This is a genomic window from Brevundimonas sp. P2_A6, assembly GCF_056404975.1.
The window spans coordinates 101,979-127,890 of sequence record NZ_JBFUCZ010000004.1; the positions used below are offsets into that span (position 1 = coordinate 101,979).

The window sequence follows — 25,912 nt, forward strand, 5'->3', positions numbered from 1 at the left end:
GGGGTTTAGCCCGGCCCCCGCTAAACGCCAACCGCGTCAGATCAGGAACAGCCCTCGACCAGCTGGATGGCAGGCCCGCCGACGTGGACGGTCTCCACCTTGCCCGTGGTGCCGATCTCATAGCGGATGCCGCGCGCGGCCGTGTCCTGAACGTATTCGCCCGCCGTTGTGGGCGCGCCGACCGCCCAGACGAAGATGTCCTCGGCCGGAGCGGCGGAATATTTGTGCGGTTGCGCGACCGCCAGCGGGCCATAGGCGGCCTTGATGGCGGCGGCGGTGTCGCCGACCCCGAAGCCACGATCGGTCTTCAAGGTGGAGGGTTCGGACACCGATATGCGGCTCAGCACCCCGTTCTCCAGCATCACCATCACGCCCTCGGGCGCGCGCGCCGGTCGCCACTGGTCGCAGACCTCGGGCTCGGCCCCACCGACGGCGGCCGGGTCCGAATCGTCGCCCATCGCGGCGACGACCTCGGCGCGGGTCATGCCGATTCGCAGAGGGCCATATCCTTGCGCCGTCAGCACCTCGGCGGCGGGCGCGGCCGGGGTAACGGCGGGCGTCGTCGCGGGGGCCTCGGGCGCGGGGGCGGAGGCCGGCTCCTGCGCGCCACAGGCGGTCAGGAACAGGGCGGTGGCGGCGACGGCGGTCAGGGATCGGATCATGACGGGCACTCCTGTGGTGAAGGTCGATGCCGCATCAACGCACGAAAACGGCGCACGGGGGAACCGCGCGCCGCAAACTTCGCAAATCCGTCCGGGAAGGAAGAGGCCTACTCTTCCTTGGGCGTCAGGACCTGACGGCCGCGATAGGTGCCGGTCTTCAGGTCGATGTGGTGCGACCGGCGCAGCTCGCCCGTGTCCTTGTCTTCGGTATAGGGGTTGGTGCCCAGGGCATCGTGGGCGCGGCGCATATTGCGACGCGAGGGCGATACTTTGCGCTTCGGAACAGCCATGTCCGTCTCAATCTCAGGGTCGGGCGCTGAAGCCAGCGCGAAAACGAAATGCGGCGGCCCATCGGATGAGCCGCCTGCGAGGGCGGGCTTATGCCGGAGTTGGGCGCGATGTTCAAGGGGTGTGATGCGGTAACCCGCCGATGCCTTCGCGCGTAGACGGGGTGCCGCAGGACAGCCCTGCGCACTCAGCCATGAGGTTTCCATGATCCGTCGTCATTTGCTCGCCTTCGCCCTCGCCGCCGCAGGGACCCTGGCCACCGCGGGCTCGGCCCTGGCCGAGCACCGCCCCTTCACCCGCCCCGCCTTCGAGGCCGCCCAGGCCGCCGGTTCGCCGATCCTGATCGATATCTACGCGCCCTGGTGCCCCGTCTGCCGCGCCCAGGAGCCGATCCTGGAAAGCCTGACGGCCCAGCCCGCCAACGACGACCTGATCGTCTTCCGCGTCGATTTCGACCATCAGAAGGACGTGGTCCGCAGTTTTCGCGCCACCAGCCAGAGCACCCTGATCGCCTATCGTGGCTCGCGCGAAACGGCGCGATCGGTGGGCGATACCACCCCCGCCGGCCTCGCCCGTGTCGTCGCCTCGACCCAGCGCTAGAGGTCGCTCGATATGTTCGCCACCCTGGCGCTGGCCTTTGTCGCCGGGGTCCTGACCATCCTCAGTCCCTGCGTCCTGCCGCTGGTCCCGCTGGTGCTGGGCGGGGCGCGGTCGCAGGGGCGCTGGGCTCCCTTGGCCCTGGGTCTGGGTCTCGCGGCCAGTTTCACGGCCGTGGGGCTGTTCGTCGCCACGATCGGCTTTTCCATCGGACTGGATGGGGACCTGTTCCGGACGTTTGGCGGGGTCCTGTTGCTGCTGATCGGTCTGGTGCTGGTGATCCCCCGGGCTCAGGTCTGGATTGCCGGCCTGGGTGGGCCGATCTCGACCTGGGCGGACGGGGGCATGCGCAAACTGGACGGCCGGGGCACGCTGGCGCAGAGCGGTCTGGGCGTGCTGCTCGGTCTGGTCTGGGCCCCCTGCGTGGGTCCGACGCTGGGGGCCGCGTCGCTTCTGGCCGCCCAGGGTCAGGATCTGGGTCGCGTCGCTCTGACCATGCTGATCTTCGGCCTCGGTGCCGCCACCCCCCTGGTCCTGATCGGCCTGAGCTCGCGCGAGGTGCTGGGTCGCATGCGCGGCTCGCTGAACGCCGCGGGCAAGACCGGAAAGCTGGTGCTGGGCCTGCTGATGATCGCCATGGGCATCCTGATCGTCACCAAGCTGGACCGCTCGCTGGAAGCCTTCCTGGTCCAGATCTCACCCAGGTGGCTGACCCAGCTGACGACGCGGTTTTAGCTGGAACCTGGCACTCGGGCGAGCGCAATCAGAGCCAGAGCTCGTGCCGCCTCATGACCAGTCACCGTTGCTTCAGGTCCAAACCTGACGCCGTCGCAAACGATACGAGCAACGAAATCCCACGTCTGACCTGCTTCGATCGGAACGACAGGCTCTGCTGCAAGGGAACTGTAGTAGCGCCCGGAGGCGTCGAAGGCATCCACGCGCAGCCTGTGAAACGTACGCGAAGCACAGTCGATCGTCATCAACGTTGTATCGTAGGCGATCGGCCCTCCCGGTTCCGGCATTCTATCTGGATAGAACCGCAATGTAGTCAGATTGACGGACTCTCCGGCACGCTGGATCGAGTCCTCGACGATGAAATTTGCAGCGAGACTGCTTCCTGCGAATAGCGTCAACCGGCCTTCAGGCAAGCTACGGTCTTGCCCGACGGCAAATGATGGGAAGCAGAGAATCAAGCCGACTGCGAGGAACGGGAATTTCATTGTACCTCCGAGAAGCGTTGGCTCGACTGTAATTCACTTCTTCGGCGCGTGCTTCTGCCCCGTCCGCACGCGGCCTGAGCGCGACACCTGCCTCGCCCCGCCGCGCGCGCCCTTCTGGACCGCCACCGACGACCCGGCCTTCTTGGACGCGCTGTTCTTCACCGCGCCGATGATCCTCGGCTTGGCGACGCGGGTCTTCTTCTGTTCCAGCGCCTTGCCGGGCAGGTGGCTTTCCTCCTCGGCCTTCTTGCGCACGGCGCGCGGCGCGGTCTTGGCGTCGCCCTTGTAGCGTTCGGGGCCGGACTTGGCGCCGCCCGAGGCGTAGGGGTTCTCCGACCCGCCCTTGATCGTCAGGCGCAGCGGCGTGCCCGGCAGGTCGAAGCTTTCGCGCAAGGAGTTGGTCAGATAGCGGATGTAGTGGTCGGGCAGGCTCGCGGCCCGGCTGGCGAACAGCACGAAGGTCGGCGGGCGGGCCTTGGTCTGGGCCATGTATTTGGTCTTGATGCGCTTGCCGTCCACGGCGGGGGGTGGATGCCGCTGGGTCGCCAGGGCCAGCCAGTCGTTCAGGTCCTTGGTCTTGACCTTGACCGACCAGGTCTCGTGCGCCTTCAGCACCGCGGGCATCAGGCGATCGACACCGCGTCCCGAATGCGCCGACAGGGCCACGAACGGCGACCCGCGCAGTTGGGGCAGCTTGTCGTCGGCCATCGACTTCAGCTCGGCCATCTTGGCCTGGGGCTGTTCCTCCAGGTCCCATTTGGCGGCGACATAGACCAAGGCCCTTCCCTCGCGCTCGACCAGATCGGCCAGCTGCAGGTCCTGCACGTCGAAGGCGTTATCCTTGTCCATCACCAGCACGACCACCTCGGCATAGGTGATGGCGCGGATGGTGTCGGCGACCGACAGCTTCTCCAGCTTCTCCTGCACCCGCGCCTTGCGACGCATGCCGGCCGTATCGACCAGGCGGATGTTCTGGCCCTCGTATTCCCAGTCGACCGAGATACTGTCGCGCGTGATCCCGGCCTCCGGTCCGGTCAGCAGGCGATCCTCGCCGATCAGGCGGTTGATCAGGGTGGACTTGCCCGCGTTCGGGCGGCCGATGATGGCGATGCGGATCGGCTTGTCGGGCTCGTCGAGCTCCTCGACGAAGATGTCGACCGAGGCGTCGCGGATGGCGGCATAGAGGTCGGCCATCCCCTCGCCGTGCTCGGCCGAGATGGCGACGGGTTCGCCGAAGCCCAGGGAATAGGCTTCGCCCACCCCGCCCCCGCTCTCGCGGCTCTCGGACTTGTTGGCCAGCAGGATGACCGGCTTGTGCTGACGACGCAGCCGCTCGGCGAAGATCTCGTCCAGCGAGGTCACCCCCTCGCGCGCATCCATCATGAACAGGATGACGTCGCCGTCCTCCAGCGCCAGCTCGGTCTGTTCGCGCATGCGCGATTCCAGACTGTCGTCGGTGACGTCCTCGTACCCCGCCGTGTCGATCAGCGTCAGGTCCATGTCGCCGATGTTGCCCTCGGCGTAGCGCCGGTCGCGGGTCACGCCGGGGCGATCGTCGACGAGCGCCAGGCGCTTGCCGACCAGCCGGTTGAACAGTGTCGACTTGCCCACATTGGGACGGCCGACTATGGCGAGCTTCAGTGGCATCTAGATTCCGCTCATCCCGGCGAAAGCCGGGACCCAGTCCTTCGGGCGATGATAGCCGACATTGCGCGCGGGCCGAAGTCCAACGCTCCGTGCCTCACCTAAGCACTGGATCCCGGAGTTCGCCGGGATGAGCGGTGGATATTTTTCAATCAGCGGATGCTGACCAGATCACCGTTGTCGGTCAGGACATACAGCGCGCCGTTATAGGCGGCCGGGGCGATATAGGCGGGCGCGCCCAGCGAGAGGCTGGCGGTCTGCACGCCCGTCTTGGGATCGAAGGCCACGGCGTTGCCGTCCGAGTTGACCAGGATCAGCCGGTTGGACGCCAGGATCGGACCCGACCACTCGGGCCGGACCGTATGATCGAAGAAGCCGAAGAATCCGCCTTCCTGGCGAATCAACCCGTCGTTCAGATCGCGCGTCCAGTAGACGGCACCCGAATCCCGGTTGACCAGGGTCAGCTCGCCCGATTTGGACACGACATAGACCACGTCGCCCGCCGGCAGGGGCGCGTTGACGCCCGCGACCGGCAGCGACCACTTCGGCGCCCCGGTGCGGATGTCCATGGCCTGCATCACGCCGGAATGACCGACGGCATAGACGAAGCCGCGCGAGATGACCGGGCGGCCCGCGATGTCGCGGACCTCGGACAGGGCGCTGGTGCGGCTGGTGCGCGACAGGACCTGCTGCCAGACGACCTGACCGTTTCCGGCGCGCAGGGCGACGACTTCGCCGGAGGAGAACGGCGCGATGACGGTCTCGCCGCTGACGGCCGGACTGGAGGCACGCATGATGCGCGCCGGCTCGACGATGCCGCGATAGGACCAGTCCTGCAGGCCGGTCGCGGTGTTGAAGGCGATCAGCTGGTTGTCCACGTCGACGACATAGACATGAGTGCCCGCGACCGTCGGCGCGCCGTGAATCGGCACGTCCACCGGCTGGGTCCAGACGACCGCGCCGGTCGCCGCATCCAGCGCCGACATGGTGCGATAGCCCGAGGCCACGAAGACCTTTCCGCCGCTGACCGCGACACCGCCCCCGAAGCCGCCGGTCAATTCACCGGGCGCTCCGATACCGATGGAGGGCACAGGCAGGCCAAACAGGCTCGAGCCGCCGCGCACCTCGCGGCCGTCCGGCTTGACATCGACCTTCCAGACGACGTCGCCGGTGGCGGCATCGACGGCCGTGACCGTCGATTCGCCGTCCATGACGAAGACCCGTCCACCGTCGGCGACGACCGGGGCCATGACCTGACGCGTCTTGGCCGAGCCGGCTCCGATGTGCCGACGCCAGGCGACGGTGAAGGTCGGCGCGGCGATCACATGCTCGATGGAGTTTGTCTCGGTGCCCCCCGGCAGAGGCCAGGCATTCGCAGCGACTGGGCCGGGCAGGAAGAAGTCACGCCCCGCCAGACCGGCCGAGGGGGCCAGTTGCTGTTCGAAGGTCAGGATCGAGATCCGCGTTCCCTCGGTCGCCGTGGCCTGCGGGGTATCGTCCTTGCCCAGACCGAATGGCAGCACGCGTCGAACCGTGCCGCAGGACGCCAGCCCGGCGGCCAGCCCCAGAACCAGAGCCGTCTTCAATGCGCGCGACACTGGTTTCATTGGGTTTCCGGGGGTCATCGGGGTTCCGGTCTTGAGGGGGCGGGTCGTCACGGTCAGTTTGCGCCTGAAGCTTCGGCCTGGGCCTGAGCCTGACGGGCGGCTTCAAGGGCGCGCGGGTCGATCGGCTGGCCATCGGGACCGGTCGGGACGGGGGGTTCGGGCGGCGGCACCAGCTGCTGCGCGGCGACGATGGGGCCGAGTCCAGCCACCAGACCAGCATCGATCATGCTGATCGCGGCCTGGGCGCGCTGGCGCACCGAATCCGGTACGTCCTGACCCAGGGTCAGCAGCACGAATTGCTCGCGCGCCTCGGTCGGTTTGTTGAACTGCAGGCGCGCCAGGCCCAGGGCCTCCTGCGCGAACGGACGCATCGGCCTATCGTCGTCAGTCAGGGGCATCAGGCGGGCTTCCAGATCCGCCAGCGTCCCACCGTTGTCCATCAGCAGCAGGGCGGCCTTGTAGCGCGCGGGGTCGGCCAGGATGGGGTCCGACGACGCCTTGGCGGCCTGATCGAACAGCTTGATGGCGTCGGCGACGCGGTTGGCCTGGACGGCCAGGCCGGCGCGCTGCTGCAGGGCCAGGGCCTTGTACGCGCCGTTGCCGACCTTTTCAGCCTCGGCGAACGCGCTCTCGGCCGCCGTCGTGTCGCCCGACTGCAGGGACTCGATCCCACGCTGATAGGCGACCGAGGCCTTGTTGGCCTGGCTGGTCTGGAAGCTCTGCCAGCCCCACCACGCCAGGGCGGCGACCAGGGCGACGGCCAGAATGCCGCCGACGACCGGCAGCCAGGTGCGCGCCAGGCGCTTGAGGCGTTCGGAGCGAATCTCCTCCTCGACCTCTTCGAAGACATCAGTCACGTGAAACGCCGCCCCAAAAATCGCTGCAAAGCCAATCGGCGCGGACCCTAGACAGTCGGCGCTTCCGCCGCAACGCATCTTGACCAGCAAGAGGCGTCAGGAGGTGACGGGCTTTTTGGAGAAGTAGGTCTCGACTTCGGCAGGAAAACGGCGGGCTTTCACATCGGCGGCATAGCTTGCCACCGCACGATCGATTTCACCGCGCAGATCGGCGTATTTGCGCACGAACTTCGGCGTCCAGTCGAACATCCCCAGCATGTCCGGCGTGACCAGGACCTGGCCGTCACAGGCGGAAGAGGCCCCGATGCCGATGGTGGGTTTGTCGATCGCCTCGGTGATCTCGCGGGCCAGGCTTTCGGCCACCCCCTCGATGACGACGGCGAAGGCCCCGGCACCGGCGGTCTGGCGCGCGGACTCCAGAATGCGGGCCCGTTCGGCCTCCTCGCGCCCCTTGGCCTTGAACGAACCGTCGATGTTGATCGACTGGGGCAACAGGCCGACGTGGCCCATCACCGGTATGCCGCGATCGACCAGATAGCGGATCGTGGCCGGCACCTGCGGCCCGCTTTCGACCTTGACTGCCTGGGCCCCGGTTTCCTTCAGGACGCGCGCGGCATTGGCATAGGCCGCCTCGAACCCGGCCTCATAGCTGCCGAACGGCATGTCGATGACCACCAGCGCCTGTTTCGCGCCTCGCATCACCGCCTGTCCGTGCAGGATCATCATCTCCAGCGTCACCCCCACGGTCGAGGTCAGGCCGTGCACCGCCATGCCCACGCTGTCACCGACCAGCAGCACGTCGCAGTGAGCATCCATGATCGCAGCGGTCGGGGCATCGTAGGCGGTCAGGACCACGATCGGCTCGGCCCCCTTGCGGCTGGCGATATCCGGGACCGACGTCCGTTTCACGAGATCCTGTTTCTGGCTCGACATGGGCGCTCCGCTGGGTTGGGCCGCGACAGATAGGGTGCCCCGCGCGCCACGTCGACCGTCAGACCTCCTGCGACAGTCGCATCACCCCGGCGGCCGCCAGCGCGATCAGGGCACCCGCGGCGATCCAGAACAGCTGCATCCCGCCCATGGACCCAAGTGTCATGTCCGCCAGACCCATCTGCGACAGGCCCGACGCCACCGCGCTCTGCACATCGAGACTGGCGGACTGGATCCCCTGCCCGATCACCCGCCCGGCGATCGGGGCCTGCGACTCGGTCAGGTGCAGATCCACGTTCATGGATTCGCGCACGGCGATGATCCCGCCGATCACGCCGGCGAGGCTTAGAGCCAGGGTCCGCATCCGCGTCGAGGACTGCAGCTTCGTTTCGACATCGACGGCGAACAGGGTCGCGTCCGCCATCTGGGGCGTGCGGGCGAACATCCGCTCGATCATGGGATCGAATTCGTCAGCCGACATGGGTCGCCCTCCCCGACTGTCCGGCATCCGGCGAAAGCCGGGCGCGGAGTTTATCCAGACCACGTTTGACATGAGACTTCACCGTTCCAAGCGGCAGATTCATGGCGGCCGCGATCTCGGGATGAGACAGCCCCGCGCCATGGCACAGCGAGACGCACAGACGTTCGGTCTCGCTCAGCGACTTCAACGCCTCGTCCAGATCAACCAGACCGGCCTGATCGGGAGAGGCGACGACCTCTTCCTGATCGGGTTCGATCTCGGCGACATAGCGGGCGTCCCTGGCCTTGCGTTTCAGATACAGACGCGCGGCGATGCGCTTGACCCAGGCGGCGAAGGTGCCGTCGCCCCGGAACTCGGCGCATTTCTCGAACGCCTGCAAGAAGGCATCCTGGGCCACGTCGTCGGCCTCCGACCCCTGCGCCCCCATCCGCCGCAGCAGATATCGCACGGCCGAGCCGTGGCGGCGGACCAGTTCGCCGAACTCGCGCCGCCCGCCCGCCGCCGCAAGGGCGGCGAGCTCGACGTCGTGATGGTCCATCAAGGACTTGGCCATGACTGATGATTCCCCCTGTCAGATCAGGGCTCAGTCCTTGTTCTTGTTGAAGAAGCTCAGGACGATGAAAGCCAAGCCGATGGTCACCGGGATGGCTGCGATGCCCAGCAGGCCACCACCGAAGTCCGGCCCGTTGTGGTCCCAGCTGTCGCTGTTCCCCGTAAGATCGTTGATCAGACCGAAGGCGGCCAGACCGATGCCGACAGCCAGCCAGATGATGCCGCGACGAATATCGCGGCTGCGCGACGGGATGCATTTGCTGGCTTCGGTGCCCAGCGCCTCGATGACCTCGGGCGGCAGGGGCTGACCCTTGTCGATGGCGGCGCGAACGGTCGCCTGCATCTCGCGACGCTCGCGGCTCTTCAGCCAGCTGGGACCGACGACGATGGCCGTGATCGAGCCGAAGACGGCGAAGATGGCGAAGATCGGAACGAAGTCTTCCATGGGTTTAGCCCCTCTTTGAATGATCGGCGCGCGCCTGATGCCCGGGCCTTCTGATCACAAGAGGCGGCGGCGAGCGCCAACGGATGCGCCAATCGACGTGAAATCTTCGTAAGGTGGCGCACGAGGAGACTTCGCCCGATGCATCGCCTGACCCTCGTCGCCCTGATCGCGACCCTGACAGCCTGTTCCCCACATGCGGATGAGCCCGCGCCGCGCGACATCCCGGAACAGCCGATGACCGCCGCGCATCTGGCCGACCTGATCGCCGCCGACGGCGCGGGACATACGGTGGCGGTCCTGACCGGTCCGGCCGACCCGACCGGACTGGAGCAGGTGTTCGCGGGGATCGCGACCGGCGATCCGGAATGGCTGACGATCGCGCCCCTGCTGCGGCCCGTCGTGGACGGCGAACATGCAGACGGTCTGGCGGATGCCCTGTGGCGAGCCCTGCCGAACAATCCGACGGGCGTGCTCACCGCGTTGGACGCTTCCGGCGGTGCCGACGAACAGACGTGCGAGGCCACCGAGGACCCGACCGTCATCGCTGCCGTAGAGGGGGTGACCGACCCTGCGCTTCAGGCTGTGAAGGCGGACTGCCTCGGGTTTCTGCGCGGCGGCTAGGGCCTCAGGCGGGCGCCAGCCTGCGTCCCGCCGTCAGCGAGACCGCGACCCCCAGCGCCGTCAGCGCCAGGATGGCCACCGCCGGGGCCAGGGTCTGGCTGAACCCGATCACGAACGCAGCCAGCAGCGGCCCCAGCGCCCAGCACAGGGTGATGGCGGCGATCGTCCAGGGGATCAGCGCGACCACCGTCGCGATCGCCCGGCGACGCGCGATCCGCTCGGCCACCTCGGCCTGAAAGCTCAGATCGCGCGCGGGCGGGGCCGTCTCGGCGAAAAAGGCGGAAATCTTGTCTTCAGGCGTCATCCGATCCTCCCGTCAAGACGGACAGCAGCCGCGCCCGACCCCGGGTGACATGGGATTTGACCGTGCCGAGCGGTAGCCCCAGCGCCTCCGCCGCCTCCCCGTGCGACCACCCGTCGGCCAGGCACAGGGCCACGCACGCTCTCTGATCCGCCGGCAGGCTCGCCATGGCATCGGCCAGCGCCATCCGGTCTTCCGGCGATATCCCGGCCGATGCCTGGGTTTCGTCCAGCCAGGCCCGGTCCCGCGCCTGCCCCCGCAGCCCCGATCGCATCCGGTCCTGCGCCCGTCGCCAGGCGATGCCGAACAGCCAGGACCGCACCCCGGCCGGATCCTTCAGCCGCCCCAGCGATCCCCAGGCCGCCACGAACACCTCCTGCGCCAGATCGTCGGCCATGTCGAAACCGCCCCCCAGCATCCGGCGCAGGAAGACCCGCACCGGTGCCTGATGCCGTTCCACCAGCCGTGCGAATGCGGCGTCCGAGCCGGCGCGGGCATCCCGCACCAGCTCGGCGTCTGTCGTCATCTCCCCCACCCGCCGCCATCACGCGCGCGGATTGCGCTCGGCCATCACGACCGAGACCAGCGACGCCAGCGCCAGCGCACCCATGACAAAGGCGACGATCAGGAAAGCGTCGCCCGCCTCGTACATGTTCGTGAAGCTGGCATAGCCGAACCCCATGGCCAGGCACCCGAACAGCACGACCGAAAAGACGTTGCCGCGCTCTCCATGCGACCGGTAGCGATATCGGCGGCGGTCACGACGGTCTTCGTATTCAGGCTCTTGCAGGGCCTTCAGCAGGGCTTCGGGCGGCTGTTCGCCCTTGTCGGCATAGGTCTTGATGATCTTCAGCGTGTCCTTGTGTCGGAAGTAGTCGATCACCGACTGCAGGCCGCCGAACACGAACCAGCCCAGCGGGAACAGCAACCACCAGTAGGATCGGAACAGGTCTTCCATCGTCGTTACCCCTTGCGCACCGGCCCATCGCCCGCGCTTTCATTGATTGGTCGCAGCCGACGCGCGAAATGGATGCACGGCTGCGCAGAAAATGCGAATGAGACCGCCTAACCTTGCAGGAGCATCCATGACCCACGTCACCTATCGCATCGTCGAACACGACGGCGGCTGGGCCTACAAGGTCGGCGACACCTATTCGGAGACGCATCCCACCCACGACTCGGCCAAGGCCGCCGCCGTGCGGGCCAGCCGCGAGCAGCGCGTCGCGGACCAGACCGCCATGATCGAATACGCCGATGCGACCGGCACCTGGGTCACCGAACGCGCCGACGGCCACGACCGGCCCGAGACCGACGTCGAGGGCTGAGCCTAGAACGCCTCTGCATAGACTTCCGGCTTGAACCCCACGACGGTCCTGCCGCCGAGGTCCAGCACGGGCCGCTTGATCATCGATGGCTGGGCCAGCATCAGGGCGATGGCCTTGTCCGCGTCCAGCCCGGCCCTGGCCTCGTCCGGCAGCGCCCGAAACGTCGTGCCCTTGCGGTTCAGCACCGTCTCCCAGCCGTGCTCGGCGACCCATCCCGCCAGCGTCGCCCGGTCGATGCCGACGGCCTTGTAGTCGTGGAAGACATAGGCCCGGTCGTGCTGATCCAGCCAGGCGCGGGCCTTCTTCATCGTGTCGCAGGCCTTGATGCCATACAGGGTCGGGGTCATCGCAGGCCTTTCAGCACATGGGGGATCTGTTCGGGCAGGTCCTCGGCGATCAATCCGGGACCAAAGCGTTCGGCTGCGTCGGCGTGAATCCAGACGGCCGCGCAGGCCGCGTCGAAGGCCGACATCCCCTGGGCCAGCCAGCCGCCGATCATCCCGGCAAGCACGTCTCCGCTGCCCGCTGTCGCCAGCCACGGCGAGGCCTCCGGCTGAACCACGATCCGGCCGTCCGGCTCGGCGATCAATGTCCGGCTGCCCTTCAGCACCACGACGGCACCAGACCGCTCGGCCGCCTGCTTCGACGCCGCCTCCCTGCCCTGCTTCAGCAGACCCGGAAACAGCCGCTCGAACTCGCCCTCGTGCGGGGTGATGACATCCCGATCGTTCAGCAGCGCGAACAGGTCTTCGGTGCGCCCCCCGAAGATGGTCAGCGCATCGGCATCCACCACCAGCGCCGCGTCCCCGCCCGAGATCACCCTCAGATTGGCCACGGTCGCCTCATCCAGCCCCGCCGCCGGGCCGATCACCACGGCCTGCATCGGCCCGGTCAGCGCCGCCAGGTCATCCGGTGTTTCGAACGCATCGACCATGACCGCCTCGACCGCCCCGGCCATGACCAGGGCCGCGTCTGGCGGACACAGCAACCGCACCAGCCCGGCCCCGGTCCGCAGACCTGCCCGCGCCGCCAGCCGCGCGGCCCCCGTGCGCAGGGGTCCGCCTGACACCACGCCCAGCCGCCCGCGCGTGTGTTTATGGGTCTGCGCGCCCGGCCAGGGAATGGCCGCGAGCCAAAGCGATGGGTCGTTCGTTTTCACCATTCGTCTTTCCGCGCACGGAGCGCCTGAAAATGCAACGCGGCCCTTGCCTTATGCTGCAATGCGGTGTCCCTTTGCTCCCCGAGTGTCTGGCCCAGACGATGCCACCTCGGGGGCGCCCATGAAGAAAATCGAAGCCGTCATCAAGCCGTTCAAGCTGGACGACGTCAAAGAGGCGCTCCAGGACATCGGGGTGCAGGGCATGACCGTGCTCGAGGCCAAGGGATACGGCCGCCAGAAGGGCCATTCGGAACTGTATCGCGGGGCCGAATACGTCATCGACTTCCTGCCCAAGATCAAGATCGAAGTGGTCGTCGCCGACGACCTGGCCCCGGCCGTGATCGAGGCCATCCAGACCGCTGCCCGCACGGGCAAGATCGGCGACGGCAAGATCTTCGTCTCCGACATCGCCGACGTCATCCGGATCCGCACCGGCGAAACCGGAGCGCAGGCGGTCTAGGCCGCACAAGACCAGTAAGCTTCCTCCCCAGAAGAAACGCAAAGAAGGACATCGAACTCATGAGCGCCGCCAGCAAGATCCTGCAGGAGATCAAGGACAAGGACGTCAAATACGTCGACGTTCGCTTCACCGACACCAAGGGACGTCTGCAACACGTCACCTTCGACATCGACCTGGTCGACGAGGAGTTCCTGACCGAGGGGACCATGTTCGACGGCTCGTCCATCGCCGGCTGGAAGGCGATCAACGAGAGCGACATGCTGCTGATGCCGGACCTGACCACGGCCTACATCGATCCCTTCTATCAGCAGACGACGATGTTCCTGTTCTGCGACGTGATGAACCCGGACACGGGCGAACCCTACAACCGCGACAGCCGCTCGATGGCCAAGAAGGCCCTGGCCTATGTCCAGTCCTCGGGCGTCGGCGATCAGGTCTATTTCGGCCCGGAAGCCGAGTTCTTCATCTTCGACGACGTGCGCTGGTCCACCCAGCCGCACAACACGGGCTACAGCTACGACTCCATCGAGCTTCCGGCCAACACAGGCTCGGAATACACCGAGGGCAACATGGGCCATCGCCCGGGGCCCAAGGGCGGCTACTTCCCCGTCAATCCGGTCGATAGCGGCCAGGACCTGCGCGGCGAGATGCTGGGCGTCATGCGCGACCTGGGCCTCAACCCCGAAAAGCACCACCACGAGGTCGCCCCCGCCCAGCACGAACTGGGTCTGAAGTTCAGCGACCTGCTGACCATGGCCGACCGGCTTCAGCTGTATAAGTACGTCATCCACAACGTGGCCGCGGCCTACGGCAAGTCGGCGACCTTCATGGCCAAGCCCATGTTCGCCGACAACGGCAGTGGCATGCACGTCCACATGTCGATCTGGAAGGACGGCAAGCCCCAGTTCGCCGGCGACAAATACGCCGGTCTGAGCCAGGAATGTCTGTGGTACATCGGCGGCATCATCAAGCATGCCAAGGCCATCAACGCCTTCGCCAACTCGACCACCAACTCCTACAAGCGTCTGGTCCCCGGCTACGAAGCCCCGGTGAAACTGGCCTACTCGGCCCGCAACCGGTCCGCCTCGATCCGCATCCCGCACACCTCGTCGCCCAAGGCCAAGCGCCTGGAGGCGCGCTTCCCCGATCCGATGGGCAACCCCTACCTGACCTTCGTGGCCCTGCTGATGGCGGGCCTCGACGGCATCGAGAACCAGATCGATCCGGGCGGCCCCGCCGACAAGAACCTGTACGACCTGCCGCCCGAAGAGCGCGGCAACATCCCCGAGGTCTGCGGCTCGCTGAAGGAAGCGCTCGAGAACCTCGACAAGGACCGCGCCTTCCTCAAGAAGGGCGGCGTCATGGATGACGACTTCATCGACAGCTATATCGAGCTGAAGATGGAAGAGGTCATGCGCCTCCAGCTCCACCCCCACCCGGTCGAGTTCGACATGTACTACAGCTGCTGATCGGTCGTATCTGCGGATAGCAAGAGCCCCGGACGGTCCGCCGTCCGGGGCTTTTCGTTGGCCGGCTTCCTAGACCTCACGGCGTTCGATTGGCCATTTGACGAAAGCCAGTAGCCACAATCCACCGACATTAAGATAAGGGATCAAGGCCAGCACGACCCACCATGGAGAGAAGCCAAGACGCTTCAGAATCCGTGCCGCTGGATAGCCCAGTATCATCAGCACGACGCCGACGATGGCCCAATGCCATAGGCTGAAGCTCCCCATGCGAGGCTCCTCTGGAGAATGCAAGCAAAGCAGAGATGCCGAAGAAGCCTGACGTGCGCAAGCAGACTGACATAAACCGGGTCTAACGACCTAGACCGCCGCCAACGCCTCGGCGTCCTCGTCCTTCTTGCGCCGCCATTCGATCAGTCGGACGCACCAGATCGAGACCTCGTAGAGCAGGACCAGGGGCACGGCGAGCATCAGCTGGCTGATGGGGTCGGGCGGGGTGACCACGGCGGCCAGGACGACGACGGCGACGATGGCATAGCGGCGGCCCTCGCTCATCACCTTGGACGAGATCAGCCCGGCCATCCCCAAGAGCGTCGTCACCACCGGCAGCTGGAAGCACAGGCCGAAGGCCAGGATCAGCGACGTCACCAGGTTCAGATAGTCCGAGATCTTGGTCGTCAGCATGACCGTGATCCCCTCGCTGGATATCTGCTGGCTCAGCGAGAACAGCATCACGAACGGCAGCATGACGAAATAGACCAGCGCCCCGCCCAGGCAGAACATGACCGGCGTGGCGATCAGGAAGGGCAGGAAGGCCCCCTTCTCGTTCCGGTAAAGGCCCGGCGCCACGAAGGCGTAAAGCTGATAGGCGATGACCGGAAAGGCCAGGACGATGGCCCCGAACCCGGCGATCTTCATTTTTGTGAACAGCTGCTCCAGCGGTGCCGTCGCGATCAGCTGCACTGCCGCCAACCCGCCCGGCGGGAAGGGCCGCAGGCCGGCGGTGATCAGCAGCAGGTCAATCGGGTTGCCGTGCTCGCCCTTGGCCACGGCGGCGGCGTGAACGGCGGCCGCGGCCTGGAAGGGCTTGATCAGTTCGACCTGCAGCTGGGCCGCGAAGAAGAAGCACAGAATGAAGGCCGCGATAAAGGCCACCACGCACCAGACCAGCCGCCCGCGCAGCTCTATCAGATGATCCATCAACGGCGCGCGCGACGCCTCGATCTCGTCCTCGTCGCGGTCGGTCACAGGTCGATCTTGCTGTTACGCGGTGGGCGGGGCTTGGAGGTCTTTGGCGTCGGGGTCTCGGCGGTCTTGGCCACCGCCTTGGCCCGGGGCTTGGCCGGCGTCTTCGTGACCGCATCGGCCGATGCGGGCTTGGCGGCGGCCGCACGGGCCTTGCGCGGCTTCGGTGCAGCCGGTGCGGCCTCCGGCGCAGGCATGGTCACGGATTCCGGGAACTCTGGCTGGTCCAGCACCACGGCGTTGGGCGGCGTCTCGACGTAGGCGGGCCTGTCCAGCTCTGCCTTGATGTCCTTGAAGGCGGCGTCGGCGGCGGCCCCCAGCGGCACCATCTGGGTGGTGCGCAGAGCCTCGACCTCTTTCCTCAGGTCATCCAGTTCGGACTGGCGGGCCATGTCCTCGAAGCTGGCGCGGAACTCGTTGGCCATGCCGCGCGCCTTGGCGACCATCTTGCCCAGTTGCCGCAACAGACCGGGCAGCCGTTCGGGTCCCACGACGACCAGGGCGACGATGCCGATAATCAAATATTCGAAGCCCCCGATCCCGGGGCCGAGGCCGCCCATGCGTCAGGTCCCGCTCGCCCGCGGACTAGCGCTTCAGCTCTTCTTTTTCGGCGTCGGTCCGCGGCAGGCTGGACACGCCGCTGCGCGGACCGTCCTTCTTGTCCTCGTCCTTCATGCCGTCCTTGAAGGCCTTGATGCCCTTGGCGGCGTCGCCCATCAGGTCGGAAATCTTGCCCTTGCCGCCGAACAACAGCGCGGCGACGACGATGACGATGGCCCAGTGCCAGATGCTGAAGCTGCCCAAGACTGATCTCCTCGAACGAGCCCGAAAACGGCCCGTGTCAAACATACGCTGCATATAGGCCAACGGATGGCACCGCGCCAAGCGAACCTGTAAGTCCGCGCAAATGAGTCACGTGATCATCCACACCGACGGTGCCTGTAAGGGCAATCCCGGCCCCGGCGGCTGGGGGGCCATCATCCAGTTCGGGGACAAGACCAAGGAAATGTCGGGCGGAGAGCCGCTGACGACCAACAACCGGATGGAGCTGACCGCCGCCATCATGGCGCTGGAGGCCCTGACCCGGCCGTGCCGGATCGACCTTCACACCGACAGCAAATACGTCATGGACGGCATCACCGGCTGGATCCACGGCTGGAAGGCGCGGGGCTGGAAGACGGCCGACAAGAAGCCCGTCAAGAACGACGACCTGTGGAAACGCCTCGACATCGCCCGCGCGCGTCACGAGGTGAAATGGCACTGGGTCAAGGGCCACGCCGGACACGCGCTGAACGAACGGGCCGATCAGCTGGCCAACCGCGGAATCGAGGAGATGCGTGCGGCGAAGGCGAAAGCCTAGGCTGCGCGGACCCTGAGGCCGGATCCCAGGCTGGATTCGACGATGACATCGGCACCGACGTCGGGCGCGCTGCCCTCGATTTCAGCAGGCCATTCAGCCCCGGACACGAATACGCGTCCCCGGCCTCCGACGAAAGCGCCGACCACCCTCGCCCGCTGCCCGACGAGCCGTACATCACGATCGTTGATGTCGGGGCTGTCCGAAGGGTTCACGCGTTGGATCAGCCTGCGCGACAGCAGGGTCGACAACAGGGTCAAGGCGGCGAACAGTCCGATCTCGACCGGCAAACCCAACCGCAGGCCCAGCGCCGTCAGGACCGCGACGATCCCGGCCGAGACCGCAGGCCATAACAGCCATTCGGTCGAGAACGCGGCCTCGACGGCCAGCAGCAATACCCCGAGCGCCAGCCAGATCCAGAATGGCTGGGCGGCATAGATATCGGCGATCGCGGTCATGACATGGCTCCGGTTCAGGCGGTCGGCGGCACGGTTGATCCCCGCGTGCGGGCGGGCGGCGGCGGAGTCGCACGGGCGACCTGCTGCTGATCACGCGCCAGGCCGACCAGTTCGCCGATCCCGGCGATGGTGCCGACCAGGCTGCCCATCTCGGCGGGCACGATGACCGTCTTGGCGGTCGGGTTTCGGGCCAGTTCAGCGAAGGCCTCGACGTACTTCTGGGCCACGAAATAGTTGATGGCGTTGACGTCGCCCGCCGCGATGGCCTGGCTGACCATGGCGGTCGCCTTGGCCTCGGCCTCGGCGGCGCGCTCGCGAGCTTCTGCGTCGCGGAAGGCGGCCTCCTTGCGGCCTTCCGACTGCAGGATGGCCGATTGCTTGGCCCCCTCCGCGCGGGCGATGGCGGCCTGTTTCTCGCCCTCGGCCTCGGTGATGACAGCCCTCTTCTCGCGCTCGGCTTTCATCTGGCGGGCCATGGCGTTGGTGATGTCGACCGGCGGGGTCAGATCCTTGATTTCGATCCGGTTGACCTTGACGCCCCAGGGCTCGGTGGCCGCGTCGATGACGGTCAGCAACCGGGTATTGATCGAGTCGCGCTGGAACAGCACCTCGTCCAGCTCCATCGAGCCCACCACGGTCCGCAGATTGGTCATGCACAGCTGGGTGATGGCATAGGGCAGATTTTCCACCCGATAGGCGGCGCTCGGCGCATCCATCACCTGGATGAAGACGATGGCGTCGACCTTCACCATGGCGTTGTCCTTGGTGATGACCTCCTGCTGGGGCACGTCGAGAACCTGCTCCATCATGTTCATGCGCCGCCCGATCCGCTCCACGAAGGGCGTCAGGATGCTGATGCCCGGCTTCAGGGTCTTGGTATATTTGCCGAACCGTTCGACGGTCAGCTCGCGCCCCTGCGGCACGATCTTGACCACGCTGAACAGCAGGACGATGGCCAGGGCCACCAGGGCGAGTGCGAAATAGCTCATTCGTTTCCTCCAACGCCGCCCACGTTACGCCCGCCCGAAGCGCCGTTCCATCGAAACCGGCCCGATCCCGCCGAAACAGCCCCAAACGAAAACGGCGGCCCCCAAAGGGACCGCCGCAAAGATCGAATCTGAAAGAAGACTACTCTTCTTCTTCCTCGTCCTCTTCCTCGTCGTCGCTGTCGTCTTCGTCCTCGTCTTCGTCGTCCGAGTCGTCGTCTTCGTCCTCATCGTCCGAGTCGTCGTCCTCGTCCTCATCGTCCGAGTCGTCGTCCTCGTCTTCGTCTTCGTCTTCGGACGGATCTTCTTCGTCCTCGTCGTCATCGACGATGTCCATGTCGCCGCCGGCGCACAGGTCGATGTCGTATTGTTCTTCCGTGTCGCCGTCCTCGTAGGTGGCCATCACGTCCTGGACGCAGTCGTCGCCGACGTCGAAGGTCACTTCGACGCCGTCGCCCGGCGCGATTTCTTCGTCGAGCAGATTGTCGCCGAAGTCTTCGACCGAGGTGCCCGAGATGGCCAGTTCGGTGATCGCGACTTCACCGGTGTTGGTGACCGTCATGGTGGCTTGCGCCATGGCGGCGGTGCCGAAGGCGCTCATGCCGATCACGAGTGCGGCGGTCGATGCCGCCGCGAGCAAGGTCTTCTTCATTCGATATCTCCCCCGAGTCGGCAAAACGCCGATCTCTTTGCTATGTGGCAGACGATACTGGAAAAGTCATCCGGATCGGCTGGCGTTTGTGTCGCTTTTTGGGCTGGCCAAAGTAAGTGACGACACCTGACGGGATGATCAGGACCGCCCAGCCAGCTCGACCGCCGCCGTGATGACGCGGCGCGTCTTATCCCAGTCCACGGCCCTCAAGGCGTCCTCGAGCGGCACGAAGACGGCATCGGCTGCGTCGTCACCAGCGCTGACCTCGCCCTCTATCCACTCGGCTGCGTAATCGATCAGGACATAATGGCGCCCCTCCTCGGCGAAGATGCCATCGACGACGTCGATCAGCCCGATGATGCGGGCCGTCACGCCGGTTTCCTCACGCAACTCGCGCAGGGCGGCATCGACGGCTCGCTCGCCCGGCTCGATGCGGCCGCCGGGGAGGCTCCACTGGCCGATACGCGGCGACGTTCCGCGCCGGATCAACAGCACCTGGTCGCCTCTCAGACAGACGACGCCCACTGCGGGCACTGGGATCATGGCGGACGACTGGCTCATCCATAGATCATAGCGGCCCGGAGGCGGTTTGGGGTGGCGCATGCGGCCACGCTTTGAGACAAGACGGTATGAGCGCGAGCCCCCTTCTCCCCGCAGACGCCGTCGCCGCCTTGAAGGCCGCCCTCGGCCCGGCCGGGTGGACAGAGGATGCGTCCGAGATCGCGCCCTGGCTGACTGAATGGCGCAATCGGTGGAACGGCAACACGCCCATGATGTTGAAGCCGGCCACGACCGACGAGGTCGCGCAGAGCGTCGTCATATGCGCGCGATACGGTGTCGCCATCGTGCCCCAGGGCGGCGACACCGGCCTGGTCGGCGGTCAGATTCCCTATGGCGAGGTTTTGCTGTCCACCCGCCGGCTGCGAGCCGTCCGCGACGTGACCCCGCTTGACGACGCCATGACGGTCGAGGCGGGCGTCACCCTGTTGGAGGCCCAGCAGTTGGCGACCAAGGCGGACCGTTTCTTCCCGCTCAGCCTCGCGGCCGAGGGCACAGCGACGATCGGGGGCGTGATCTCGACCAATGCGGGCGGCACGGCCGTGATTCGCTATGGCGTCATGCGCGACCTGGTGCTGGGCATCGAGGCGGTCATGCCCGACGGTCAGGTGTTCAACGGGTTGAAACGCCTACGGAAGGACAACACCGGCTATGACCTGAAGCAGCTGCTGATCGGTGCCGAGGGCACGCTCGGTGTCGTCACGGCCGCGACGCTGAAGCTGTTCCCCATCATGCGCAGCCGGGCCACAGCGGTCGTCGGCCTCGACGATCCGCATGCCGCCATCCAGCTCCTGGCTCGCGCCAAGTCCGAGACCGGCGGCGGGGTCGAGGCGTTCGAGCTGATGAAGCGGGTCGGGGTGGATTTCGCCCTGAAGCACATCCCGGGCGTCCGCGAGCCGCTGGACAGCGTCCAGCCCTGGTATGCCCTGATCGAGCTGACCTCTGGCGAGCCGGGCGCAGCCGAGGCGGGGATGGAGCGCATCCTGTCCGCCGCCTTCGAGGCCGAACTGATCACCGACGCCGCCATAGCCCAGAACGAGGCCCAGGCCCGTGATTTCTGGAAGCTGCGCGAGGAACAGTCGGCCGCCCAGAAGCCCGAGGGTGGAGGGTGGAAGCACGACGTCTCCGTGCCCGTCAGCCGCATCGCCGACTTCCTGGACGAGGCCACGGCCGCCGTCGAACGGTTCGAGCCGGGCGCGCGGGTCAGCGCCTTCGGCCACGTCGGCGACGGCAACATGCACTATGACGTCCTGTGTCCGCCGGGTGCGGACCTGCAAGCCTTCCTCGGCCGATGGGAGGCGGGATCTGAAGTCGTCCACGACATCGTCGCCCGCTACGAGGGGTCGATCAGCGCCGAGCACGGCCTGGGTCGCCTGAAGACCGACGAGGCCCGACGCTACAAGTCGCCACTGGAGATCGCGACCATGCAGGCGATCCGGGCCGCCATCGATCCGAAGCGGATCATGAACCCGGCCGTCTTGTTCTGAGGCGATCCGCGCCCTTCATTCCGTCACCGAACCGGCCTAGACACCGCCGCTGACGAACGGAGCCCCTGCCCTTGCTGATCGTGCTGTCCCCGGCCAAGCGGCTGGACTTTTCGGAACCCGAGTTGAGCGTCCCGGCCACCCAGCCGCGCTTCACCGACGACCTGGCCAATCTGGCGCGCACGGCCAAGCGTCAGACCAAGGCGGACCTGCGCCGGCTGATGGGCATTTCCGATGACCTGGCCCGGCTGAACCGCGAACGGTTCCAGGCCTTTGATCCCGCCGCCACCGATGTGGGCATTCAGGCCGCCTTCGCTTTCGCCGGCGACGTTTATCAGGGGCTGGAGGCGCGGACCCTGGACGACAAGGCGCTGGCCTATGCACAGGATCATCTGCGCATTCTGTCGGGCCTGTATGGCTTGCTGCGTCCGCTGGATCGCATCCAACCCTATCGGCTGGAGATGGGCACCCGGCTGAAGACGCGCCGCGGGTCCAGCCTCTACGACTTCTGGGGCGACCGGATCTCGAAACAGCTGAATGCCGATGCGACGGACCAGGCCGACCCGACGCTGGTGAACCTGGCCAGCCAGGAATATTTCGGCGCGGTCGATGCCAAGGCGTTGAAACTGCCCGTCGTCACCCCGCAGTTTCGCGAGAACAAGGACGGAGAAAGCCGGATCATCTCCTTCTTCGCCAAGAAGGCGCGCGGTACCATGGCCCGGTTCGCCATCGACGAGCGGATCGAAAAGGCCAGCGACCTGAAGGCCTTCGACCGCGACGGGTATAGCTTCCAGAAGGCCGCCTCCACCGACATGGACTGGATATTCACCCGGTCATGAAATCTGCCTCGACCTGTCGCCTTCGCAGCCGCGAACGGCTAGGCTGAGGGAACCGAAAACAGCCGCCCGTCTTTCGGCGGCATCAAGAAACCAGAGTGGACGAGACACCATGTTCCAGTGGCCCGGCAAGAAGGACGGCGAAGCGACCGAGCGCCCCGTCTATCGCGATCCCAACGACCTGCGCGGTCAGGTGGCGGTTATTTCCGGCTCGACCTCGGGCATCGGACTGGCGCTGGCGCGTGCGGTGGCGTCGCGCGGCGGTGACGTGGTGCTGAACGGCCTGGGCGATCCGTCGGAGATCGAACGCACCCGCGCCGAGCTGGAATCGTCGTGCGGCGTCCGCGTCCGGTATCACGCCGCCAACATGCTGAAGGGCGACGAGGTGGCCGACATGGTCGCCTTCGGAAAGCACCAGCTGGGTCGCGTCGACATCTTGGTCAACAACGCCGGTATCCAGCACGTCGAGGCCGTCGAGAAGTTCCCGTCCGACAAGTGGGAACAGATCATCGCCATCAACCTGTCGTCGACCTTCTATGCCACCCGCGCCGCCATCCCGATCATGAAGGCGCAGGGGCGCGGCCGGATCGTCAATATCGCCTCGGCCCACGGTCTGGTCGCCAGCCCGTTCAAGTCGGCCTATGTTGCCGCAAAGCACGGCGTCGTCGGCTTCACCAAGACGGTGGCGCTGGAAGTCGCGCGCGATAACATCACCTGCAACGCCATCTGCCCCGGCTATGTCGAGACGCCGCTGGTTCAGGCCCAGATCGCGGATCAGGCCAAGGCGCGCGGCATCTCCAAGGAAAAGGTCATCACCGACGTGATCCTGGAGGCCCAGCCGACCAAGCAGTTCGTCACCACCGATCAGCTGACCGGCATGTTCCTGTATCTGATCTCGGACCTTGGGGCCTCGGCCAACGGGGCCAGCTTCTCGATCGACGGCGGCTGGACCGCGCAATAGGGCACAGCCGGGGGGCGGGATGGCGAAAGACGGCGACACAAGCCCGACGCGGCGCCCCATCTGTCTGGCGCTTCAGGGCGGCGGGGCACACGGAGCGTTCCAGTGGGGCGTGCTGGACCGCCTGCTGGAGGCCGACGTGCTGGACATCCGTGCTGTCACCGCGGCGTCGGCCGGGGCGATGAACGCCGCCGCGCTGATCTCGGGTCTGGCCCACGGCGGTGCGGACGGCGGGCGGGCGGCGCTGGACAGGCTGTGGCGCGAGACCAACCAGTCGGGCGGCAAGAACGTGTTCGGAGACTCTTCGATCTGGTCCAGCGCGATGTCGCCCAGTTGGCTGACGGATTCGCCGTTCTGGAAGGCGTCCGAGACCCTGGCGATGGCGATGTCGCCCTATGAGTTCAATCCGTTCAACCTGAACCCGTTGAACCGGGTCCTGAAGGCCTCGATCGATTTCGAGGCGGTGCGGGCCTCCGACATCAAGCTGTTCGTGGCGGCGACGGCCGTGCGCCATGCCCGGTCGCGCATCTTCGCCTCGGCCGAGATCACCGATCAGGTGCTGCTGGCCTCGGCCTGCCTGCCGCATCTGTTTCAGGCGGTGACGATCGACGGCGAGCCTTACTGGGACGGCGGCTATCTGGCCAATCCGCCGCTGTGGCCGCTGTTCTATCAGGACACGCCCGACGACATCCTGCTGATGACCCTGAACCCGTTCGAGCGGCGCGAGGCCCCGCGCGCGGCCGGAGAGATCGTCGATCGCCTGAACGAGGTCGTCTTCAACGCCCCCCTGGCGGCCGAACTGCGCGCCGTCGCCTTCGTGCAGGACCTGATTGAACAAGGCCGCCTGACGCCCTCCGCGCGGGATCAGTACCGCCACATCCTGATGCACGCGATCGAGGCCGACAGCTGGCTGGGCGACCTGTCGCTGGGCTCCAAGTTCAACACCGAATGGACCTTTCTCAACGACCTGAAGGCGCGGGGCCGGGCCGCGGCGGAGGACTGGCTGGAGAGCTGCTTCGGGGATGTCGGCGTACGGTCGAGCGTCGATCTGCAAGCGCGGTTTGGGTGAGCGAGCCCTTCCCCCGCGCTTGGCGGGGGAAAGCCGTCCGTCTTCGAGCGAAGCGAGAACAGGACGGATGGGGAAACTGCATCCCCAGTCGAAGCAAGGCACGACTTCCCCCATCGGTCCTGGCTGGCTGCGCCAGCGACGGACCGCTTTCCCCCATGAAGAATGGGGGAAGGACTTGGTTGCCTAACCCACAAACCCCGCCGCCCGCCTCAGCCGGTCGTTGATCGCCTCGCCTAGTCCAGCCATCGGCACAGACGCCACGGCAATGCCCACGGGGTGTTCGCGGTCCGCCTCGCGCAGCAGGCGGAACAGGTTGGCGGCGGCTTCGCGGGGGTCGCCGGACGGGCTGAGGCTCCAGCGGGGGTCGCCGGAGCCGGGGCCGAAGCCCAGCAGGACCTCGCCGTCCCGCGCCGTCTCGGCATCGATGCGGACGGGGGCGTCGGGGGCGTAGTGGGTGGTCAGGCGGCCGGGGGAGCGGTGGCCGTGGTCGCTCTGGGCCAGCGGGCCGACCAGGGCCTCGATCTCGGGGCGTGTAACCGCGCCGGGCCGCAGCAGGGCGACGCGGCCGTCCAGCACAGACACGACCGTGCTCTCCACCCCCACCGCGCACGGCCCGCCGTCCAGGGCGGCGGCGGCGGAGGTGCCCGTCTCTTCCACCGCGTCGGCGAAGGTCGTCGGGCTGGGGCGGCCTGACCGGTTGGCCGAGGGCGCGACGACGGGGCCTCCGAACGCCGCCAGCACCGCCTGCGCTATCCTGTGGCCCGGAACCCGCACCGCCACGCTGTCCAGACCCGCCCGCGCCAGATCGCAGACGCGCTCGCCCGGCCGGACCGGGGCCACGATGGTCAGGGGACCAGGCCAAAAGGCGTTGGCCAGGGTCCGCGCCGCGTCGTCGAAAACAGCGATGGACTCGGCGGCATCCACATCGGCCACATGGGCGATCAGGGGGTTGAACCGGGGCCGGCCCTTGGCCTCGAAGATGCGGGCCACCGCGTCGGCATTGCCCGCATCGGCCGCCAGCCCATAGACCGTCTCGGTCGGCAGGATCACCAGCGCCCCGGCCCGTAACGCCGCGACGGCGTCGGCCGGGGTGTCGCTCACGGTCGGCGCGGGATGAAGGGCACCATCCGGTGCAGCACATTGTCGCGATCGATGAACTGATGCTTCAGCGCCGCCAGGACGTGCAGGGCCAGCAGGACATAGAGGAACTTCACGCCCAGCTCGTGCATGTCCATGAAGGTGCCGGCCAGTTCGCGGCTCTGCGGCAGGGGCAGCACGGGCCAGTTGAACATTCCGAAATAGCTGATGTCGCGCCCGCCCGCGCTGGACGCCGCCCATCCGCCGAGCGGCAGACCGATCAGCAGGACGTAGAACAGGACGTGCGTCGTCCGGGCTGCGATCTTCTGCCAGCGCGGCGTGGCGTCCGGCAGGGCGATGGCCGGGTTCATCAGCCGCCAAACGATTCGCGCCAGGGTCAGGACAAGGATCGTCAGGCCGACCTCCTTGTGCATCACGATGAATTCGCGGGACTGAGGTCCCTTGGTCGCCTCGTGCGCCGTGATCAGCAACACCTGGGTCAGCACCAGCAGGGCCAGGCCCCAGTGGAAGATCAGCGAAACGGTCGAATAGCGATTGCGTGGCTCGGCCATGCGGTGTCCCCGGTTATGTCGTGGGCGACAGCTTGGCGCACCTGA

The 25,912-nt window shown here is 66.8% G+C and carries 36 protein-coding genes; 11 read left to right on the plus strand and 25 right to left on the minus strand.

Translation table 11 applies throughout. From position 1 onward, the window contains the following. Window positions 1-41: 41 nt before the first annotated feature. Window positions 42-662, minus strand: coding sequence for a hypothetical protein (locus tag AC1DW4_RS11405; RefSeq protein ID WP_477017382.1), 621 nt, complete (start codon window positions 660-662; stop codon window positions 42-44). Window positions 663-769: 107 nt separating this feature from the next. Further along, window positions 770-952, minus strand: a complete 183-nt coding sequence (gene rpmF / locus AC1DW4_RS11410) for a 50S ribosomal protein L32 (RefSeq protein WP_477017383.1) — start codon at window positions 950-952, stop codon at window positions 770-772. A 202-nt stretch (window positions 953-1,154) separates the two neighbouring features. Here rpmF and AC1DW4_RS11415 point away from each other — a divergent pair, with 202 nt between their 5' ends. Beyond that, complete coding sequence (locus tag AC1DW4_RS11415; protein ID WP_477017384.1) at window positions 1,155-1,550, plus strand: thioredoxin family protein; 396 nt, start codon at window positions 1,155-1,157, stop codon at window positions 1,548-1,550. 12 nt (window positions 1,551-1,562) lie between these two features. Then, window positions 1,563-2,282, plus strand: coding sequence for a cytochrome c biogenesis CcdA family protein (locus AC1DW4_RS11420; RefSeq protein ID WP_477017385.1), 720 nt, complete (start codon window positions 1,563-1,565; stop codon window positions 2,280-2,282). Here the strand turns inward: AC1DW4_RS11420 and AC1DW4_RS11425 are convergent. The 8 genes from AC1DW4_RS11425 to AC1DW4_RS11460 form a co-directional block, all read right to left on the minus strand. Continuing rightward, entirely contained in the window at window positions 2,279-2,767 is a 489-nt protein-coding gene (locus tag AC1DW4_RS11425) for a surface-adhesin E family protein (protein ID WP_477017386.1), read from the minus strand. The two genes, AC1DW4_RS11420 and AC1DW4_RS11425, sit on opposite strands and share 4 nt — an antisense overlap. A 33-nt stretch (window positions 2,768-2,800) precedes the next feature. After that, a complete protein-coding gene (gene der / locus AC1DW4_RS11430) occupies window positions 2,801-4,414 on the minus strand; it encodes a ribosome biogenesis GTPase Der (protein ID WP_477017387.1) in 1,614 nt (537 codons plus the stop codon). Between the two features lie 149 nt (window positions 4,415-4,563). Next, window positions 4,564-6,018, minus strand: coding sequence for a PQQ-binding-like beta-propeller repeat protein (locus tag AC1DW4_RS11435; protein WP_477017388.1), 1,455 nt, complete (start codon window positions 6,016-6,018; stop codon window positions 4,564-4,566). A 53-nt stretch (window positions 6,019-6,071) separates the two neighbouring features. Next, window positions 6,072-6,875 (minus strand): tetratricopeptide repeat protein, encoded by an 804-nt coding sequence (locus AC1DW4_RS11440; RefSeq protein ID WP_477017389.1) that lies wholly within the window; start codon window positions 6,873-6,875, stop codon window positions 6,072-6,074. Window positions 6,876-6,971: 96 nt separating this feature from the next. Further along, the gene (gene panB / locus AC1DW4_RS11445) at window positions 6,972-7,808 is read right to left on the minus strand and encodes a 3-methyl-2-oxobutanoate hydroxymethyltransferase (RefSeq protein ID WP_477017390.1); all 837 of its coding nucleotides are present in this window, start codon (window positions 7,806-7,808) and stop codon (window positions 6,972-6,974) included. Window positions 7,809-7,866: 58 nt separating this feature from the next. Beyond that, window positions 7,867-8,286, minus strand: coding sequence for a hypothetical protein (locus AC1DW4_RS11450; protein WP_477017391.1), 420 nt, complete (start codon window positions 8,284-8,286; stop codon window positions 7,867-7,869). Continuing rightward, window positions 8,276-8,839, minus strand: a complete 564-nt coding sequence (locus AC1DW4_RS11455) for an RNA polymerase sigma factor (RefSeq protein WP_477017392.1) — start codon at window positions 8,837-8,839, stop codon at window positions 8,276-8,278. Before AC1DW4_RS11455 ends, AC1DW4_RS11450 begins: the two co-directional genes overlap by 11 nt. 30 nt (window positions 8,840-8,869) lie before the next feature. Beyond that, window positions 8,870-9,283 carry a DUF6249 domain-containing protein gene (locus AC1DW4_RS11460; RefSeq protein ID WP_477017393.1) on the minus strand — a complete coding sequence of 138 codons (414 nt, stop codon included), beginning with the start codon at window positions 9,281-9,283 and terminating at the stop codon, window positions 8,870-8,872. A gap of 138 nt (window positions 9,284-9,421) precedes the next feature. Between AC1DW4_RS11460 and AC1DW4_RS11465 the strand changes: the two genes are divergently transcribed. Then, a complete protein-coding gene (locus AC1DW4_RS11465) occupies window positions 9,422-9,904 on the plus strand; it encodes a hypothetical protein (protein WP_477017394.1) in 483 nt (160 codons plus the stop codon). Window positions 9,905-9,908: 4 nt separating this feature from the next. Here the strand turns inward: AC1DW4_RS11465 and AC1DW4_RS11470 are convergent, their stop codons facing one another. From AC1DW4_RS11470 to AC1DW4_RS11480, 3 genes are read right to left on the minus strand one after another with little or no spacing between them, the layout of a single operon-like run. After that, complete coding sequence (locus AC1DW4_RS11470; protein WP_477017395.1) at window positions 9,909-10,208, minus strand: hypothetical protein; 300 nt, start codon at window positions 10,206-10,208, stop codon at window positions 9,909-9,911. Beyond that, window positions 10,198-10,731, minus strand: a complete 534-nt coding sequence (locus AC1DW4_RS11475) for an RNA polymerase sigma factor (protein ID WP_477017396.1) — start codon at window positions 10,729-10,731, stop codon at window positions 10,198-10,200. Before AC1DW4_RS11475 ends, AC1DW4_RS11470 begins: the two co-directional genes overlap by 11 nt. Before the next feature lie 18 nt (window positions 10,732-10,749). Beyond that, window positions 10,750-11,163, minus strand: a complete 414-nt coding sequence (locus AC1DW4_RS11480) for a hypothetical protein (protein ID WP_477017397.1) — start codon at window positions 11,161-11,163, stop codon at window positions 10,750-10,752. Between the two features lie 127 nt (window positions 11,164-11,290). Here AC1DW4_RS11480 and AC1DW4_RS11485 point away from each other — a divergent pair, with 127 nt between their 5' ends. After that, a complete protein-coding gene (locus AC1DW4_RS11485) occupies window positions 11,291-11,530 on the plus strand; it encodes a DUF2188 domain-containing protein (RefSeq protein WP_477017398.1) in 240 nt (79 codons plus the stop codon). A gap of 2 nt (window positions 11,531-11,532) precedes the next feature. On the opposite strand, the gene AC1DW4_RS11490 is transcribed toward AC1DW4_RS11485, so the two are convergent. Together AC1DW4_RS11490 and AC1DW4_RS11495 are read right to left on the minus strand one after the other, a co-directional pair. Beyond that, window positions 11,533-11,877 carry an ArsC family reductase gene (locus AC1DW4_RS11490; protein WP_477017399.1) on the minus strand — a complete coding sequence of 115 codons (345 nt, stop codon included), beginning with the start codon at window positions 11,875-11,877 and terminating at the stop codon, window positions 11,533-11,535. Then, on the minus strand, window positions 11,874-12,692 hold the full coding sequence (locus AC1DW4_RS11495; RefSeq protein WP_477017400.1) for an NAD(P)H-hydrate dehydratase: 819 nt from the start codon (window positions 12,690-12,692) through the stop codon (window positions 11,874-11,876). The genes AC1DW4_RS11490 and AC1DW4_RS11495 overlap by 4 nt, the downstream gene beginning before the upstream one ends. 118 nt (window positions 12,693-12,810) lie before the next feature. On the opposite strand from AC1DW4_RS11495, the gene AC1DW4_RS11500 reads away from it, so the two are divergent. Both AC1DW4_RS11500 and glnA read left to right on the plus strand, forming a co-directional pair. Further along, a complete protein-coding gene (locus AC1DW4_RS11500) occupies window positions 12,811-13,149 on the plus strand; it encodes a P-II family nitrogen regulator (RefSeq protein WP_477017401.1) in 339 nt (112 codons plus the stop codon). A 59-nt stretch (window positions 13,150-13,208) separates the two neighbouring features. Next, window positions 13,209-14,618, plus strand: a complete 1,410-nt coding sequence (gene glnA, locus AC1DW4_RS11505) for a type I glutamate--ammonia ligase (protein WP_477017402.1) — start codon at window positions 13,209-13,211, stop codon at window positions 14,616-14,618. Between the two features lie 69 nt (window positions 14,619-14,687). On the opposite strand, the gene AC1DW4_RS11510 is transcribed toward glnA, so the two are convergent. From AC1DW4_RS11510 to AC1DW4_RS11525, 4 genes are all read right to left on the minus strand, one after another. Continuing rightward, complete coding sequence (locus AC1DW4_RS11510) at window positions 14,688-14,885, minus strand: hypothetical protein (RefSeq protein ID WP_477017403.1); 198 nt, start codon at window positions 14,883-14,885, stop codon at window positions 14,688-14,690. A 90-nt stretch (window positions 14,886-14,975) separates the two neighbouring features. Next, window positions 14,976-15,815, minus strand: a complete 840-nt coding sequence (tatC, locus tag AC1DW4_RS11515; RefSeq protein WP_477017542.1) for a twin-arginine translocase subunit TatC — start codon at window positions 15,813-15,815, stop codon at window positions 14,976-14,978. A gap of 44 nt (window positions 15,816-15,859) precedes the next feature. Continuing rightward, window positions 15,860-16,420, minus strand: a complete 561-nt coding sequence (gene tatB / locus AC1DW4_RS11520; RefSeq protein ID WP_477017404.1) for a Sec-independent protein translocase protein TatB — start codon at window positions 16,418-16,420, stop codon at window positions 15,860-15,862. 25 nt (window positions 16,421-16,445) lie between these two features. Beyond that, a complete protein-coding gene (locus tag AC1DW4_RS11525; protein WP_477017405.1) occupies window positions 16,446-16,664 on the minus strand; it encodes a twin-arginine translocase TatA/TatE family subunit in 219 nt (72 codons plus the stop codon). A 103-nt stretch (window positions 16,665-16,767) separates the two neighbouring features. On the opposite strand from AC1DW4_RS11525, the gene rnhA reads away from it, so the two are divergent. Continuing rightward, the gene (gene rnhA / locus AC1DW4_RS11530) at window positions 16,768-17,220 is read left to right on the plus strand and encodes a ribonuclease HI (protein WP_477017406.1); all 453 of its coding nucleotides are present in this window, start codon (window positions 16,768-16,770) and stop codon (window positions 17,218-17,220) included. Here rnhA and AC1DW4_RS11535 read toward each other — a convergent pair. The 4 genes from AC1DW4_RS11535 to AC1DW4_RS11550 all read right to left on the minus strand — a co-directional run bounded on the left by AC1DW4_RS11535 (window position 17,217) and on the right by AC1DW4_RS11550 (window position 19,874). Then, the gene (locus AC1DW4_RS11535) at window positions 17,217-17,675 is read right to left on the minus strand and encodes an NfeD family protein (protein WP_477017407.1); all 459 of its coding nucleotides are present in this window, start codon (window positions 17,673-17,675) and stop codon (window positions 17,217-17,219) included. The genes rnhA and AC1DW4_RS11535 overlap by 4 nt on opposite strands. 14 nt (window positions 17,676-17,689) lie before the next feature. Then, window positions 17,690-18,664 (minus strand): SPFH domain-containing protein, encoded by a 975-nt coding sequence (locus tag AC1DW4_RS11540; protein WP_477017408.1) that lies wholly within the window; start codon window positions 18,662-18,664, stop codon window positions 17,690-17,692. Window positions 18,665-18,803: 139 nt separating this feature from the next. Next, window positions 18,804-19,313, minus strand: coding sequence for a hypothetical protein (locus AC1DW4_RS11545; protein WP_477017409.1), 510 nt, complete (start codon window positions 19,311-19,313; stop codon window positions 18,804-18,806). Between the two features lie 138 nt (window positions 19,314-19,451). Next, entirely contained in the window at window positions 19,452-19,874 is a 423-nt protein-coding gene (locus AC1DW4_RS11550) for an NUDIX hydrolase (protein WP_477017410.1), read from the minus strand. Window positions 19,875-19,942: 68 nt separating this feature from the next. Here AC1DW4_RS11550 and AC1DW4_RS11555 point away from each other — a divergent pair, with 68 nt between their 5' ends. The 4 genes from AC1DW4_RS11555 (at window position 19,943) to AC1DW4_RS11570 (ending at window position 24,218) form a co-directional block, all read left to right on the plus strand. Continuing rightward, window positions 19,943-21,358: an FAD-binding oxidoreductase gene (locus AC1DW4_RS11555; protein WP_477017411.1), complete on the plus strand. Its 1,416-nt coding sequence runs from the start codon at window positions 19,943-19,945 to the stop codon at window positions 21,356-21,358. A 71-nt stretch (window positions 21,359-21,429) separates the two neighbouring features. After that, window positions 21,430-22,194, plus strand: a complete 765-nt coding sequence (yaaA, locus tag AC1DW4_RS11560; RefSeq protein WP_477017412.1) for a peroxide stress protein YaaA — start codon at window positions 21,430-21,432, stop codon at window positions 22,192-22,194. A 109-nt stretch (window positions 22,195-22,303) separates the two neighbouring features. Continuing rightward, window positions 22,304-23,152, plus strand: a complete 849-nt coding sequence (locus tag AC1DW4_RS11565) for a 3-hydroxybutyrate dehydrogenase (protein ID WP_477017413.1) — start codon at window positions 22,304-22,306, stop codon at window positions 23,150-23,152. A gap of 19 nt (window positions 23,153-23,171) precedes the next feature. Next, window positions 23,172-24,218 (plus strand): patatin-like phospholipase family protein, encoded by a 1,047-nt coding sequence (locus tag AC1DW4_RS11570; protein ID WP_477017414.1) that lies wholly within the window; start codon window positions 23,172-23,174, stop codon window positions 24,216-24,218. A 183-nt stretch (window positions 24,219-24,401) separates the two neighbouring features. Here the strand turns inward: AC1DW4_RS11570 and AC1DW4_RS11575 are convergent, their stop codons facing one another. Both AC1DW4_RS11575 and AC1DW4_RS11580 read right to left on the minus strand, forming a co-directional pair. Continuing rightward, the gene (locus tag AC1DW4_RS11575) at window positions 24,402-25,319 is read right to left on the minus strand and encodes an L-threonylcarbamoyladenylate synthase (protein ID WP_477017415.1); all 918 of its coding nucleotides are present in this window, start codon (window positions 25,317-25,319) and stop codon (window positions 24,402-24,404) included. Further along, on the minus strand, window positions 25,316-25,867 hold the full coding sequence (locus tag AC1DW4_RS11580; RefSeq protein WP_477017416.1) for a cytochrome b: 552 nt from the start codon (window positions 25,865-25,867) through the stop codon (window positions 25,316-25,318). The genes AC1DW4_RS11575 and AC1DW4_RS11580 overlap by 4 nt, the downstream gene beginning before the upstream one ends. Between the last annotated feature and the right edge of the window lie 45 nt (window positions 25,868-25,912).